This is a genomic window from Rhodococcus sp. ARC_M6 (assembly GCF_022810305.1).
Lineage (GTDB): Bacteria > Actinomycetota > Actinomycetes > Mycobacteriales > Mycobacteriaceae > Rhodococcus_F.
In genome coordinates, this window is record NZ_JALGQH010000014.1 from 43,634 (window position 1) to 58,384 (window position 14,751).

A 14,751-nucleotide genomic window follows, 5' to 3' on the forward strand; every position below is an offset into this window, starting at 1 on the left:
GCGATGACCTCCACACCGATCATCCCCGCCGATCTCAAGCCCGCTGACGGACGCTTCGGCTGCGGTCCTTCCAAGGTTCGCCCCGAGCAGCTGCAGTCCCTGGTCGACGTGGGCGCTTCGGTGTTCGGCACCAGCCACCGCCAGAAGCCGGTCAAGAACGTTGTCGCCAGCGTTCGTTCCGGCCTCGCCGATCTGTTCTCACTGCCCGAGGGCTACGAGGTTGTTCTCGGCAACGGTGGAACCACCGCGTTCTGGGATGCGGCAGCATTCGGCCTCATCCGCGAGAAGTCGCTGCACCTGACCAACGGTGAGTTCAGCTCCAAGTTCGCTTCGGTTGCCAAGGCAAACCCGTTCATCGGTGACCCGATCGTCATTTCCGCTGATCCGGGCAGCGCACCGGTGCCGGTCTCCGACCCGTCCGTCGATCTCATCGGCTGGGCACACAACGAGACCTCCACCGGTGTCGCAATCCCCGTCTCCCGCCCCGCGGGTTCGGAGAATGCCCTCATCGCCATCGACGCCACCTCGGGCGCCGGCGGACTGCCGGTCAACGTTGCCGATTCCGACGTCTACTACTTCGCTCCGCAGAAGTGCTTCGCCTCGGACGGCGGCCTGTGGATCGCACTGATGAGCCCGGCTGCTCTCGAGCGCGTGGAGGAGATCAAGACCTCGGGTCGCTGGACCCCCGACTTCCTCTCCCTGCCGATCGCCGTGGACAACAGCTCCAAGGATCAGACGTACAACACCCCGGCGCTGGCAACCCTGTTGCTCTTCGCCAACCAGATCGAGTGGATGAACAGCAACGGCGGCCTCGACTGGGCCACCGGACGCACCGCTGATTCGTCCTCCCGCCTGTACAACTGGGCCGAGGCCAGCGAGTTCGCCACCCCGTTCGTCACTGATCCGGCACACCGCTCGCAGGTTGTCGGCACCATCGACTTCAACGACAATGTTGACGCTGCTGCTGTCGCAAAGATCCTGCGCGCCAACGGAATTGTCGACACCGAGCCGTACCGCAAGCTCGGCCGCAACCAGTTGCGCGTCGGCATGTTCCCGGCCATCGATCCCGAAGACGTTTCCCAGCTCACCAAGAGCATCGACTGGGTCGTCTCGCAGCTCGGCTGAGCCATTTCTCGACTCGTTCCATCTGCTGGCCCCGATTCTTTCCGAGTCGGGGCCAGCAGTGTATTCAGACCAATCCGGTGGATTCCGAACTGAACAGCTGCCACGCGCACTAACATCCCAATTGTGTACTGAACTGGGATTATTGTCGCCAATCAGACCGGGGGACCTCATGTCCGAATCAGAATTCGATGCTGCATCCGTCGATTCATCCGTCTCGTACGGACAACCGGTCGCGACTGGGCTGGCGATGAAACGCCGGAGCCCGTTTGACTTGCTCGCCGACGCTGTCGTGGATTCCGACCTTTGCCTTCGGACTGAACACGCTGTACCTGCAGATCGAATTGAACAAGGTCGTCGATCGCTATCCCGGCGCACTGCCGGAGACGCCGGTCCCCTGTACGTGTGACCTAGGTCCGAGCGGCACACCCTTCGGGAGTGTCCTGCCGGACCGCTGATCACAAATGAATTACAGTAAATTGCGGCGCAAAGTCGCGAGCCGACGCGATAAGGGAGGTCAATGTGCGAGAGCTTCGAGTGATCGGACTTGAACCCGATGGATCGCATGTGGTGTGCGCGGACGCCCAAACCGGCGAGAAATTTCGTATCCCCGCCGATGACAAACTGCGTGCAGCATCCCGGGGCGATATGGCTCGACTGGGCCAGATCGAGATCGAAACCGACAGCCAGCTCCGCCCCCGGGAAATCCAGGCCCGCATCCGCTCCGGCGCTTCCGTCGAGCAGGTATCGCGAGAAGCCGGAATTCCCGCCAGCAAGGTCGAGCGATACGCCTACCCTGTCCTCCTGGAACGCTCCCGTGCAGCGGAAATGGCGCAGGGTGGCCACCCGATCCGCGACAACGGCCCAACCGTGCCTACCCTCGCAGAGATCGTCACTCACGCATTTCGCGCCCGCGGGCACACCATCGACGACGCCACGTGGGACGCCTGGCGCGACGAAGACAATCACTGGGTTGCCCAGTTGCAGTGGCAGGCCGGACGCAGCACCAATGCCGCGCATTGGCGCTACCAGCCGGACGCACACGGCGGGACGATCGTTGCACTCGACGACACCGCATTCGATCTGATCGATCCCGATTTCGGTCGTCCGCTACGTGGTCTGGCACCCGTCGTGGACGAGAAGCCTGAATTATCACGGGTTGATAACGAAATTGTTCCGGTCGAAGAAGTCAAGACCGAAATCGATATCCAGACCGAGGTGGCAGTTGTCACCGAAATCCCGACAGTCACCGAAATCCCGACGGTCACCGAAATCGCGGCTCCGGCAGAGTTTTCACCGCCAGTCGAAATCGAGCCCGAACCCGTAGTTTCCGAAGAAATTCCGGAACCGGCGGCAGAGACCACACCCAAGACAGCACCCCAGCAACCATCCACCAAAGACAAGCGCGGAAAACCTGCTCTCCCGTCGTGGGACGATGTTCTCCTTGGCGTACGTAGCAGCGGACGCTGACCCTGCAACCATGCGCCCCGACAGGCAAGTCGTCAGCCGATTCGTCGTATTCTTCTTAAAAGCTAAGTACAGGAGAAAGGGCGATCGGTGGCGGCACGGGTATCAACAATCTGGTTTATCGACAGCAGTGACGCGCGCGCCGAACTGAGCACGTACCCCCAGCCTGACCAGAACGCGGCACTCACCGTGGCAAAGCGCTTGTACCCCGACAAGGACTTCGAATCCCTCGGGCCACATCCACTGTCGACGGCCGCCACCGTGCAACCCGGCTACGTCTTCATCGGCGTGTACCAGAACATCAGCGTCGTCTGCAGCACCGAACTGAGTTCCTTTCTCCCTTCGGAACTGCCTGCAACGTGGCTACTTTCGCCCCCCGCGCCGCGCACATTGCTGGTCAGCTCCGTCCCTGGCCGCGCTCAGGGTTCCTTCGCACTGTGGGAAAACGGCCATCTGCAGCGTTCGTTCAGTGCACTGCCGATCGACATCGTCGAGAACATCGGCATCCCTGAAACCTGGGAATTGCCGTATTGGGCCGGCGAGCACCCCCTGCGTTATCCCGCCGGTGTGTTGCCCGACCCGCAGTCTTTGCCGTTCCATCCCCAGCAGTTCGCTGAAGCCGCCAATGCAGAGTGGCTCGGCTTCCGGTACACGGGGACCCCCCACAACGACGACCTCGACAAGACCCAAATCTTGTTGTGGGGCTTCAAGATTCAGCAGAAGGTCGAAGCGCCGAAGATCATGTTGGAGCTTGTGGCACCCAAAGTGAAATTGGAACTTGCCGCCCCGGAAGTGGAGCCGGCGCCCAGTACGGTTTCCATTCCGGAACCGGAACCGGAGCCGACGCCAGAGTCGGAGTCGGAGTCGGAGTCGGAGTCAGACACGACCGAGGAACTTCATCCTCCGATCGAAGAACTCGAGTCCGAGACCGAGACTGTGGAACCGATTGCCGAAGCTGCAGAGCCGATTGTCGACGCGGCAGCCCCAGAACCGGCAGCCCTGGAACCTTCAGCACCGGAACCTTCAGCACCGGAACCGACGAAGCGTGGCCGCCTGGCACGATACTTCGGTTTCCACTGACACATCGGGCAGAACCGGACCCGATCAGGCCGCTATCGCAGTGATCCAGCCCAACGGAATACCCGCGACCGCACCGTAAACCACCCACCGCCACACGGGTACAGCTCGCCACCGCCAGACCGTCGGCGCCAATCCGCCGACGGCGACGATGTTGACGACGATCGCCAGCACCGCGTTGATGTCCGCGAGCCCCTCACTGAATGCGGCCACGGCAACTGTGGACAGCATCGCGGCAAAAATCGACACCGCGACGCCGGTAGCCCAGGGAGTTCGGCTCGGCATTACTGCATTGTCCTGACGCGTTCATAGAAGGCCATCGCAGCAGCAGTGGCGACGTTGAGCGAATCGGTTCCCGGCGCCATGGGAATCTTGGCGCGAATATCCGTGGCGCGCATGGCATGTTCAGTCAAACCCGGGCCTTCGGCGCCGAGCAGCAACGCAACTTTGTCGCCGGTCATCGCCTGAGCCAGGGTCACGGCCTCAGGATTGGGGGTCAGAGAGATGAGCTGAAAATCGTTGCTGCGCAATTCTTCCAGATCGTAGGGCCACTTTTCGACGTGCGCGAACGGCACTCGCAGAACATGGCCCATGGAGACGCGAACAGAACGTCGGTACAGCGGATCAGCACATCCTTTGCCGAACAGAATCGCGTCGACACCGAGACCGGCGGCGTTGCGGAACATCGAGCCGAGGTTTTCGTGGTCGTTGACGCCCTCGAGGACTGCCACCGTTTTTGCGTCCTGCAAAACATCCGAGATTGCCAAAGGCGACGGCCGACCGGCTGCGGCAAGCACCCCACGATTGAGATGGAAGCCCACCACTTCGGCCATGACTTCAGCGGTGGTTCGGTAGAAGGGAACGTCGACGCCGTCGAGATCGTCGGCCAACTCGAGGAGACGCCGCTCGACGCCGAGCAGGCTGAGGGTCGGGAAGCGGGAGGTGAGGAGTCTCTGCGTGACAAAAACTCCTTCGGCGATGACCAGACCCTTGCCTTCCGGCAGGTCCGGACGGCGATCGGAAGAGTTGAGATCGCGAAAGTCATCCAGCCGAGGATCGGCGGGATCTGAAATATCGATAACGTGAACCACTGCTCTATCGTGCCGTATCGCGCACGGCAGCTAAGTCACGACTCCCGTCCGCGCTGAACATCGAAGCAAAATGGGCGTCGAGAACTTGCGCAACGGCGGCGGGATTCACTCGCTTCGGATCGTTGACGCCTTGCACAGCGAGACCGTCGACCACCGCATGCAAACGCATCGCCTCGACTTCCACCACGGCCTCGGGCCGAAGGAATCCATCGTTCCGCACTGCCTCGACGAACTGACGGAAGTGATCGAACAAGACTTGATCGGTCCGATCGCGTACTGCAGTCAACGCCGAATCTGTCTGGGCTGCGGCCGCAAAGGCGATGGACACCTGCATTTCCTCGCGGCGATCGTCGTCGAGGGGAACGAACTGATCCGCGAACTGACGGATGGCGCGCCGCATATCCGGGTCGAATTCGATAGCGTCGATCCGCTTTTCGACGCGAATGACCACCAACTCCATGGCGAAGACCAACAACTCTGACTGCGTCGCGAAAAAATGCCGAAGCGAACCGGTAGACATTCCCGCCTCGTCGGCGACGGTCCGAACGCTGGTGGCCGCGATCCCGTCGCGTCTGATGACTCGCCAGACGGCTTCGGCTATCTGCTCACGCCGCATCTCCGGGCTCAATCGTTTCACCACTTCACAAAACTAACACGACTGTGCTAGTTTCCGTAACTAATACAGTCGTACTAGAAATGAGGTCTCATGATCATCCACCTGATCGTCGCCTGCGAAATCATGTTCTGGGTCTTCATCGCCGCAGGACTAGCCGCCCGCTATCTACTCCGAAAGCCGACGCTCGGCGCTGCGTTGTTGATCTGCGCGCCACTGGTCGATGTTGTGCTCCTGGTCGCGACAGCTCTCGATCTGCGCGGCGGAGGCCAGGCAAACTTCAGCCATGGGCTCGCCGCCGCGTACATCGGCGTCTCCGTCGCGTTCGGGCACAGCCTCGTCTCGTGGGCCGACGCCCAGTTCTCCTACCGATTTGCCGGCGGTCCCCCGCCTGTTTCGCCGCCGAAGTACGGCACCCCGCGGGCAGTGCGAGAGTGGCGAGAGTTCGGTAAAGCCGCTCTGGCCTGGGCCATTTCGTGCGGCCTACTCGCCGTCGCGATCTTCCTCGTCGACGACGCCGGTCGGACCGAGGCGCTCGAGGGTTGGATCAGCAACCTGACGCTGGTCCTCGGAATCTGGGGCGTCGTCGCGCTGAGTTACACGCTGTTTCCCAAACGAGAAAAGCTCACGGCACGCGGTTAGCTTCCACCGCTTGCTCGGCCGCATCACAGACAACAGCGGGTCGCACATCGAAAACCGGCAACCTACCGCCGCCTTCGGGCATCTTCAGTCGTAGTTTCAGGCGCTCGCTGCGCAGCAGATACACGCCGGCAAAGGCGCCCGCCAACAGGGAGATCGCTCCGCCCACGATCAGCGGTGCCCGGGGATCAACAGTGTCAGCCACCCAACCCAGCACCGGACTTCCGAGCGGTGTTCCGCCGAGGAAACTGAGCATGTAGATGCCCATGACCCGTCCGCGCATCTCCGAAGGCACCGACATCTGCAGGATATTCATCGCCGAGGTACTGAAGGTCAATGTGAGTGCGCCGGCGGGTATCAGCATCAACGCCACCAACGGATAGGTCGGCATCAGGCCGACTGCTATTTCGAAGGCACCGAAGGCCGTCGCGGCAAAGAGGAACGTGCGCAATCGTGGTGGGTCCTTGCGCCGCGCGGCGTACACCGCTCCCGCCAACGTCCCGACCGCCAGTGTGGTGGAGAGCAGTCCGTAGGCATCGGCGCCCCGATCGAATGTGGTTCGGGCCATCACCGCGAGGCTGATCGGAAAGTTCAAGCCGAACGTCGAGACCATGAAGACAGTCAGCATGATCACGCGCAGATCCTTGCGCCCCCACACATACCGGAATCCGTCGCGCACCTGTCCTTTGGCCCGGGGAGCAGGTTCCGACGGCGTCAGTTCCTTGGTGTTCATGAGATAGAGCGCGATGAGAACGCCGGCAAACGTCGCAACATTGAGCAGAAACACCCACCCGGTGCCGATGACATTGATCAGCACACCGGCAATTGCCGGACCGATGATGCGGGCGGTATTGAAAGTCATGGAGTTCAACGCAATTGCGTTGGACAGGTTTTCCTTGCCCACCATCTCGATGGTGAACGACTGCCGCACCGGAGCGTCGACCGCAGAGACACATCCCAGGGCAAACGCAATGACGAAGACGTGCCACATTTCGACGATTCCGCCGACGTCGAGCAGTCCCATCACCAGCGCGCACAACGCACTCGCCCACTGTGTGAAGATGAGGATTCGACGCTTGTCGTACCGATCGGCGAGGACGCCGCCCCACACCGAAAGGAACAGAGTGGGTCCGAACTGCAACGCCATCACGATGCCCACGGCCAACGCATTGCCGTCGGACAGCGTCAGTACCAGCCAGTCCTGGGCGATGCGCTGCATCCACGTTCCGACAAGCGAAACGATCTGCCCGGACGCCCAGAGTCGATAGTTTCGGTTGCGGAGTGCGGCAAACATGCCGGAGTCGGGATCGCGGGGCACCACCCCATCTTGCCTCTACGATCGTTCGTTCCGGTAATTATCTTGTACCGAAATGATGCAGCGAGGTTACTCGGACGCGTTCACCATGGCGGTGATGATGCCGACAGCTCCGCGAAGCGTCGCGAGTTCGTCAGCGCTCAAGCCTGAAAGCTGCTCGTTCATCCAGGCCTCACGCGCATGAGTCTCGTCGGCAAGCAAAGCCTGGCCGGCGCCGGACAACGTCACGATAATCTGACGCCCGTCGGTGGGATGGGGCGAACGCTCCACCAACCCCATTTCGGCGAGGGAGGCAACAACCCTGGTCATCGAAGGTGGTTGAACCTTCTCCCGAGCCGCGAGGGCACCGGGCGTCATCGGCCCGTCTTGGCTCAGGGTGGCCAGGGCAGAAAGCTGCGTCAGAGATACCTGCGCATCAGCCCTTCGGCCTCGCAGGTGCCGACTGAGACGCACTACAGCCAACGACAGATCACTGGCCAGCGCACGGGTTTCGGGGGTCACGCGAGAACAATACGTCAACAACTAGCCGGTAACCGGGTTATCGGGCACCGGCTAGTTGAAAGTTTTACGTAAGTGCGTCGGTAATCGGTCCCACCGTGAAGTAGGCCATGAAGAGAGCCGCCACGACCCACAGCAAAGGGTGAATCTTCTTGGCTTCACCACTGGCCGCGTTCAAGACGACCCACGAGATGAATCCGACGCCGATGCCATTGGCAATCGAGTAGGTGAACGGCATGACGACCATAGTCAGGAAGGCGGGAAGGGCAACCGAGAACTTCGTGAAATCGATGTCACGAACCTGCCCGATCATCAGTGCACCGACAATTACCAGCGCCGGCGCTGCTGCCTCGATCGGCACCACCGAATACAGCGGCGTCAGGAACATGGCGACCAGGAACAGCAAACCTGTCACGACATTCGCCAGACCCGTGCGGGCGCCCTCGGCAATACCCGAAGCCGATTCCACGAACACGGTGTTCGACGACGCCGAAGCTCCACCACCGACGATCGCACCGGCACCTTCGACGACCAGAGCGCGGCCGACGTTGGGAAGGTTGCCGTCCTTGTCGGTCAGTCCGGCTTCTTTACCGAGGCCCGTCATGGTGCCCATAGCGTCGAAGAAATTGGCGAGAACCAGGGTGAACACCAACAAGCTGGCAGCCAGAACTCCGATTCGAGTGAACGCACCGAACAGGCTGACCTCACCGACCAGACTCAGATCGGGCATGCCTCCGAACATGTCGGGGATCGCGGGAACGCTCAGGTTCCAGCCCTTCGGGTTGGTTCCGAGCGACGGTCCGACGTCGGCAACAGCCTCGATGATCGCCGCCAGGATGGTCGTCACGACGATGCCGATGAGAAGGCCACCGCGAACCTTCCGCACCACGAGGACGCCCATGAGGAGGACACCGAAGATGAAGACCGCAGTCGGCCACGACGCGATGGAACTGTTGATGCCGAGCCCGACGGGAACACTCGTGCCCGCGGCGTCGGGGATACGACGGACAAATCCTGCGTCGACGAAGCCGATGAAGGCGATGAACATACCGATACCGGCTGCGATCGCCGATTTGAGCGCGTTCGGAATCGCATTGAACACTGCGGTTCGGAAACCGGTGAGCGCCAACACCACGATGATGATGCCGTCCAGGACCACCAGTCCCATGGCTTCAGGCCAGGTGACCTGCGGGGCGATCGTCACTGCGAGCAGGCTGTTGATACCCAGGCCGGCCGCGATGGCAAACGGATAGTTGGCGATGACGCCGAAGGCGATGCTCATGAGTCCGGCGACCAATGCCGTGACGGCAGCCACCTGGTTGACCGGCAAGATGTTTCCGAGGACGTCGACCTTGGCGACGGCGTCATCGGCTGAGAAACTGCCGAGGATCAGTGGGTTGAGCACCACGATGTATGCCATTGCAAAGAATGAGACGACACCGCCGCGAACCTCCGTGGAGATCGTGGACCCTCGTTCACTGATCTTGAAATATGTGTCGAGAATTTTCCCGGATGCCGCCATGTGTTTCTTTCCCCATCGCTTTAGAGGTCGCCTGTGCCGGCGCGCATGAAGGCCGGTCGCACTAGGGAGAGTAAGGCACGAGGGCCCAGGTAGCGTTAATTTCGTGAACGAGACTCCGAACACAACAAACTTGATTGAGCGATTGTCCGCACCGGGACCAGCTCTCATCATCGGCACGGCGGGGTGGGTAGTCGCCACCGTCGTGGTCCTGCTGAGCGGCGACCGCTGGTCCGACGCCCTACCCGTCTGTTACGCCGGGATCGGCGTCGGGTTCCTCGGGTACGGCTTGTTCTGGATTCAGCGCCGAGCAGCGCTACGAGGCAGCAAAGGCGCCCAACAGGGTGCGGGTCTGACCGACTAAGTCAGCACAGCCTGCCGGTGGCGCAGCCGGTTCGTCCCCCAGATCCACAGACCCGCCCAGATGACACCGAATGCCCAGCCGGCCAGGACGTCGGTCATCCAGTGCGCGGCCAGGTAGACACGAGAAAGCCCGACTGCGACGGTGTAGACCGCAAGCATCGCGAGCATGGTTACTTTTACGAGCCTCGGCAATGTCAGCCGAACGATCACCGCGGCCACCACCGTCGCGAGAATCGCCGTCATCATCGCGTGCCCCGACGGGAACGAGTACGAGTCGATTTCGATCAACCGCTCCGGAATCGGTGGACGGGTGCGCGTGAAGATATGTTTGAGTCCCGTCATCACCAGCAACCCGGTGAGCATGGAACCCGCCACCAGTAGAGCGTCGACGCGTCGGGAGCACATCAGAAGTGTGATGGTCAGGACGCTCGCGATCGACCACGCGGCCAGGGTTCCGCCGCTGTCGGTGATGACGTCCACGGTGTCGACCAACCACGGTGTGCGCGCACTTACAGCGCTGTCGAGTACCCAAATATCGAACGACACTGTTTCCTCACGTCTCTTGCTGTTGTGCCCACACACGCATCACGTGATGGACACCATCGCTATCCACCCACCAGGGCACGGTCACGGTTCCCTCGGCTGCGCCGCTCAGTCGGATCGTGAGCGCGTGGTGAATCACCACCTCGCCCTCGGGCACTTCTCGTCCGAGGGCGGCAAATGCCAGGACGGCCTGCGGCTCCTCGGCCCACAACCGGGTAACTCCACTGCTCGTGACTCGACCATCGACAGCCGACGACGCAGTCGCGATGTCCAGCAGATCAGCCAACGCTTCCGCGGTCTCGAAGCTGCCCAGGACTACTCGCTGCGCGGGCAACGCCGGACCGAACCACGGACGATCGAGCACCAGGGCGTCGCCGGGTTCGACGAGGTCACCGGACAGTCCGCGAACGAAGCTCGGCAAGCTCAGCTCGTCCAGATCGAGAACGCGACGCCGGGCGGCATCCGCCAGGTGGCGATGAGCGCGTGCAACGACGGCCGGTGTGGGCATCCGCAAGGGATCCGCGAGTCGATCGAGGAGGAGCTGAGCCAGTTCCGGGTCCTCGACGGTATCCGCCGCGAGTACTCCGCGCAGATCGTCGCCTTCCGGGTGGTCTGCTACGTCGAGCAATCCCTCGAACGTGCGGTCGTGGGGTGCTCGCAGCAAGCCCAGGATCTCGCCGCCCAGTTCGGCATTCGAACGCAGCCACCACGCGGTGTACCCGCGTCGGTCACTGAGCAACGGACGCGTCGCCGGCGACTCCATGAGAAGCGACAATGCTGCCGCCCAACGATTTTCGTCGACCAGATCAAGGTCACGCACAGCCTCGATATGCTCGGGATCCTCACTCAGGGTGTCCCACCACTGATCCTCGGAATCGAGATCGTGATCCGGGCCCGACGGCAACTCTTCTCGAAAGACGGTGAAGCCCCAACCGACACCGACTACTCGAAGTGCTTGCTCCCCCACCTGTTCCACAAATTTCGGGTCCACGGTGCCGAACGGTGAATCGTCAACCAGCACGGTTGCCAACGGCGCACCCGGCAGTAACAACTGATCGGCGGAGCGCAGTTCTCCGTCAGAATCGGGAAGCAACACTTCACCGATCCACGACGGCAACGCACCCGGCGCGACATGCGCGGCCAGAGCCAACACGGTCGCCGCTAATTCCGTTGCGACGGAATCATCCTGATCGGCAGCATCTTCGATGAGTGCGTGCAGCGCCGGGTCGGACAGCAAATCTGTTGCAGTCGCACCCACGGCGCCCAACCGCGCGAGCAACGGGTGCGATGCCTGCGGGTGAACTAGCCTTGTCCACGGCACCGGTGGCACCGAATCGCCGAGTTCGGTACCCAGAACCACGGTTCGCGGACCGGTGACAATTCGCCCGTCCGACAACGGGACTGGAAGCGTCCCAAGCTCTTCCACCGACAGTGCATCGATGACAAGCGGTTCCAGAGCGCCGTAGAGGCGCGACCACCACGACGGTTCCCGTTCGAGTCCGCTGAGCAGTTCTGCGATTCGAGCCAGCCCGATTCGGTGTGTCGACACTGCCGCCAGAGCACGTTCGTGGCGCGGACCCGAAAGTTCCGGCACGACCAAGCCGCCGATGATATCGGTGAGCAACTCCGCCAACTCGTCACTGAGCCCCGGAACCACGGACGCACGCTGCGGCGCCCGGTCCGGCTCGCCCACGACGGGAAGCCAAGGATTTTCCTGCAGTTCCTTCAGAAGTGCCTCGCGCAGAAGCGAATCCGTCTCACTTCGCGCAAAGGCCGGCAGCGGGACCAGAGTAGTTCTTCGATCGACCGGCAATGCTGCAACAAACTCGGCGTATCCCGCTGCGAGCGGCGCGATGGGTGCACCGGGCAGGATTCGTCGCCGATCCGGCTGCATCGCGATGTCGGCGACAACCAGCGTCGGGATGGACAGTTCTTCATCGGATCGCGTCGGCGCCCGGAGAACGTCGTCGCCGACCGGCACGGCCACTCCGTGCTTGACGGGAACGATCCAGCGAGCACGGGCAGTTCGGTACTGCCACCACACGTGGGAATTGATCGAGACTTCGGTCAGTCCGGATTCCAGGACTCGCTCGGTTCGTTCAAAGGTTTTGTCACCCAACCGAATCGAAGATAATCCGGGAAGTTCGAGAAGCAAATCAACTGCCTCGGCAGCCATCCGGGACACCAATGCGCCGCCGTCGATATCATCGCGCAGCGTCAGCACCACCTCGGAATCGACACCGGCGCCGGGCCTCTCGTCCGACGGCCACACCAGCCGCAGCACGGGCACGCCCGAGTCCGGAACTCGCAGGCCGGCTTTCTCGATCTCTTCACGAGTCCTCTTGGCGGAGAACCGAATCGATCCGGTCGTCGACCGCAACTCGAGCTCGTCACTGACCGAGTGCACAGCCGAGAATCCGACACCGTACCGACCCACGACGCCATCGTCGGCGTTGACCTTGCCGGAAGCCCGGAGTGCGGTGAGTGCGTGAACCCCGTCCTCGTCGAGCGGCCGGCCGGTATTGGCGACGGTCAGAACCGCACCGTCCAACACAACACTCAAGGATCCCGGTACGCCTGCCCTCGAAGCCGCGTCGGCAGCATTCTGAGCCAACTCCGTCAGCAATCGGTCGCGGTAACCCGCTGCGGCCAAATCGGATTCGGTGGCCGCGTCTTCACGTAATCGGGTAGGCGAATCCGCCCACGCCCGTAGCGTGGCCTCGCGGAGCGCCGCCGCCGCGAACGGGTCGTCTACTCGGTGGATACCGAATCCGAATCTTCAGCGACTGCGGCCTGCGCCGGCATGGCAGTCAACTCGATAGCCCCGTCGTCATAGGCGTCGAACGCCGGTGAACCGGCACCGAGAGGGAGGGTGGTGTCGGAATGCGCGCCGCAGCCGTAATTGGCGTGCACAACACGGCCGTCAGCGGAAAGCTCGTTGCCGCAGACGCCGAATGCAGCACCGAGCGATCCTGCCAGCGGAAGGAAGAAGCCGCACAGCCCACACGTGGACGGAGCTGCCTTCGCCATTTCCGATTCAGGCCCGAAGTCTCCCTCGAACCAGCGCTGAGCCGCCTCCAGCCGACCTTCGCGACTCATGACCTTCTTGCGTCCGAAACCGAGTTCCAATTCAACGTCGTCGACCTCGGGGTCACCAGTGGCGACATATCCGGGGACAAGACGTGGATCCTGCGCCGGCGGAGCCAGCAGATCGCCGACCGACAAGTCGCCGGGACGAATCCGCTGATCCCAGGGCAGCCACGCGGGCGCCACCAATGCATCGGGGCCGGGCAACAAAGCGAGTTCGCTGATGGTGGCCCGGTGATCGTTCGGCCCGGCCGCTACGACAACGGCCCACTGCCACCCGTCGTAACCGGGAATATCTGCGGCGAATCGATGGGTAGCGGCAAATTCATCCTCCGACGTGACGCCGAGGTATGCACCGACGCCACCCTCGTGCAGCTCGACAACAGCTGCTCGGGCAAGCTCGACGGCATCGGCCAGTACGGGGCGCGGCACTGCACGCTCTGGAGAAGTAGCAACACTCACTCCTCCAGTTTGCCGCACCACTAGAAGTCCGCAACGCACTGGGCTGCAATGCTGGACAGATGAGTGGGTCACGCGCCGGTTCCGCAGCTGTCGTCTCGGCGCTCGCAGTGATCACTTCAGTCGTGACGGCCTGCTCTCCGACAGGTCCCGGAACCCCTGCTGCAGACGACAACGGGCCGGTACCGACCTTGTCCGTCGAGGTCGTCGACGTCCATCCGCATGACGCCGACGCCTTCACCCAAGGCTTGGAGATCGACGGCAACAGACTTTACGAAAGTACCGGGCGAGTCGGCGAGTCATGGGTGCGTTCGACGGAGCTCGGTAGCGTCCCGGGTTCCGGCCCCGAAATCGCCCGAGCGGATCTGGCGCCACCGTTGTTCGGTGAAGGCATTACCGTCTTCGGAAACTCACTGTGGCAATTGACGTGGAAGAACGGCGTCGCAATCGTCCGTGACAAGGACACTCTCGTCGAACGGGACACATTTCCACTCACCACTCAAGGTTGGGGCATCTGCGCGCTCGAGGATCGGTTGGTAACCAGCGACGGGTCCTCCACCCTGACGTTCCACGATCCGGATACCTTCGACGCGACCGGTTCCGTCGACGTCACTCGCGACGGTAAACCACTCTCGAATCTGAATGAACTCGAATGCACCGATGACGGAATGGTCTACGCCAACGTCTGGCAGACGGACACGATTGTGTCGATCGATCCGGAAGATGGCCAGGTGACCAGCGTGATCGACGCGTCGCCTCTGCGCGCCCGGCTGAACACCGATGGATCCACTCACACCGTCGACGTTCTCAACGGAATCGCACAGATACCGGGAACCGACCGCTTTCTTCTCACTGGTAAGTACTGGCCACAGATATTCGACGTGCGATTTGTGGCCTGAATCGACTTGGCCGCCCAACTCGTCAGGGGTGTGCGTGGTCGCCTCCGCAGTACTAGGAC

16 protein-coding genes are annotated in these 14,751 nt (G+C 62.1%); 7 read left to right on the plus strand and 9 right to left on the minus strand.

What is annotated here, in order from left to right:
- The first annotated feature begins 3 nt into the window (after window positions 1-3).
- From serC to MTX36_RS16125, 4 genes are all read left to right on the plus strand, one after another.
- Window positions 4-1,125, plus strand: coding sequence for a phosphoserine transaminase (serC, locus tag MTX36_RS16110; protein ID WP_243620825.1), 1,122 nt, complete (start codon window positions 4-6; stop codon window positions 1,123-1,125).
- 266 nt (window positions 1,126-1,391) lie between these two features.
- Complete coding sequence (locus MTX36_RS16115) at window positions 1,392-1,580, plus strand: hypothetical protein (protein ID WP_243620746.1); 189 nt, start codon at window positions 1,392-1,394, stop codon at window positions 1,578-1,580.
- Window positions 1,581-1,644: 64 nt separating this feature from the next.
- Entirely contained in the window at window positions 1,645-2,592 is a 948-nt protein-coding gene (gene sepH / locus MTX36_RS16120; RefSeq protein WP_243620747.1) for a septation protein SepH, read from the plus strand.
- A gap of 87 nt (window positions 2,593-2,679) precedes the next feature.
- Window positions 2,680-3,669, plus strand: coding sequence for a hypothetical protein (locus tag MTX36_RS16125; RefSeq protein WP_243620748.1), 990 nt, complete (start codon window positions 2,680-2,682; stop codon window positions 3,667-3,669).
- Between the two features lie 24 nt (window positions 3,670-3,693).
- On the opposite strand, the gene MTX36_RS16130 is transcribed toward MTX36_RS16125, so the two are convergent.
- From MTX36_RS16130 to MTX36_RS16140, 3 genes are read right to left on the minus strand one after another with little or no spacing between them, the layout of a single operon-like run.
- The gene (locus tag MTX36_RS16130) at window positions 3,694-3,951 is read right to left on the minus strand and encodes a DUF2537 domain-containing protein (protein WP_243620749.1); all 258 of its coding nucleotides are present in this window, start codon (window positions 3,949-3,951) and stop codon (window positions 3,694-3,696) included.
- A complete protein-coding gene (locus MTX36_RS16135) occupies window positions 3,951-4,757 on the minus strand; it encodes an RNA methyltransferase (protein ID WP_243620750.1) in 807 nt (268 codons plus the stop codon). Before MTX36_RS16135 ends, MTX36_RS16130 begins: the two co-directional genes overlap by 1 nt.
- 4 nt (window positions 4,758-4,761) lie before the next feature.
- The gene (locus tag MTX36_RS16140) at window positions 4,762-5,397 is read right to left on the minus strand and encodes a TetR/AcrR family transcriptional regulator (protein WP_243620751.1); all 636 of its coding nucleotides are present in this window, start codon (window positions 5,395-5,397) and stop codon (window positions 4,762-4,764) included.
- Window positions 5,398-5,463: 66 nt separating this feature from the next.
- On the opposite strand from MTX36_RS16140, the gene MTX36_RS16145 reads away from it, so the two are divergent.
- Window positions 5,464-6,012: a hypothetical protein gene (locus tag MTX36_RS16145; protein WP_243620752.1), complete on the plus strand. Its 549-nt coding sequence runs from the start codon at window positions 5,464-5,466 to the stop codon at window positions 6,010-6,012.
- Here MTX36_RS16145 and MTX36_RS16150 read toward each other — a convergent pair.
- The 3 genes from MTX36_RS16150 to MTX36_RS16160 all read right to left on the minus strand — a co-directional run bounded on the left by MTX36_RS16150 (window position 5,996) and on the right by MTX36_RS16160 (window position 9,344).
- Entirely contained in the window at window positions 5,996-7,303 is a 1,308-nt protein-coding gene (locus MTX36_RS16150) for an MFS transporter (protein WP_243620826.1), read from the minus strand. The genes MTX36_RS16145 and MTX36_RS16150 overlap by 17 nt on opposite strands.
- Window positions 7,304-7,393: 90 nt before the next feature.
- Entirely contained in the window at window positions 7,394-7,825 is a 432-nt protein-coding gene (locus tag MTX36_RS16155; protein ID WP_243620753.1) for a MarR family winged helix-turn-helix transcriptional regulator, read from the minus strand.
- 64 nt (window positions 7,826-7,889) lie between these two features.
- On the minus strand, window positions 7,890-9,344 hold the full coding sequence (locus MTX36_RS16160; RefSeq protein WP_243620754.1) for an NCS2 family permease: 1,455 nt from the start codon (window positions 9,342-9,344) through the stop codon (window positions 7,890-7,892).
- A 103-nt stretch (window positions 9,345-9,447) separates the two neighbouring features.
- Between MTX36_RS16160 and MTX36_RS16165 the strand changes: the two genes are divergently transcribed.
- Entirely contained in the window at window positions 9,448-9,705 is a 258-nt protein-coding gene (locus MTX36_RS16165; protein WP_243620755.1) for a DUF2530 domain-containing protein, read from the plus strand.
- On the opposite strand, the gene MTX36_RS16170 is transcribed toward MTX36_RS16165, so the two are convergent.
- The 3 genes from MTX36_RS16170 to MTX36_RS16180 all read right to left on the minus strand — a co-directional run bounded on the left by MTX36_RS16170 (window position 9,702) and on the right by MTX36_RS16180 (window position 13,817).
- Window positions 9,702-10,250, minus strand: coding sequence for a phosphatase PAP2 family protein (locus MTX36_RS16170; RefSeq protein ID WP_243620756.1), 549 nt, complete (start codon window positions 10,248-10,250; stop codon window positions 9,702-9,704). The two genes, MTX36_RS16165 and MTX36_RS16170, sit on opposite strands and share 4 nt — an antisense overlap.
- A 7-nt stretch (window positions 10,251-10,257) precedes the next feature.
- Window positions 10,258-12,873 (minus strand): sacsin N-terminal ATP-binding-like domain-containing protein, encoded by a 2,616-nt coding sequence (locus tag MTX36_RS16175; RefSeq protein WP_243620827.1) that lies wholly within the window; start codon window positions 12,871-12,873, stop codon window positions 10,258-10,260.
- 125 nt (window positions 12,874-12,998) lie between these two features.
- Window positions 12,999-13,817 carry a DUF3027 domain-containing protein gene (locus MTX36_RS16180; RefSeq protein ID WP_243620757.1) on the minus strand — a complete coding sequence of 273 codons (819 nt, stop codon included), beginning with the start codon at window positions 13,815-13,817 and terminating at the stop codon, window positions 12,999-13,001.
- 38 nt (window positions 13,818-13,855) lie between these two features.
- Here MTX36_RS16180 and MTX36_RS16185 point away from each other — a divergent pair, with 38 nt between their 5' ends.
- On the plus strand, window positions 13,856-14,692 hold the full coding sequence (locus tag MTX36_RS16185; RefSeq protein ID WP_243620758.1) for a glutaminyl-peptide cyclotransferase: 837 nt from the start codon (window positions 13,856-13,858) through the stop codon (window positions 14,690-14,692).
- The last annotated feature ends 59 nt before the right edge of the window (window positions 14,693-14,751 follow it).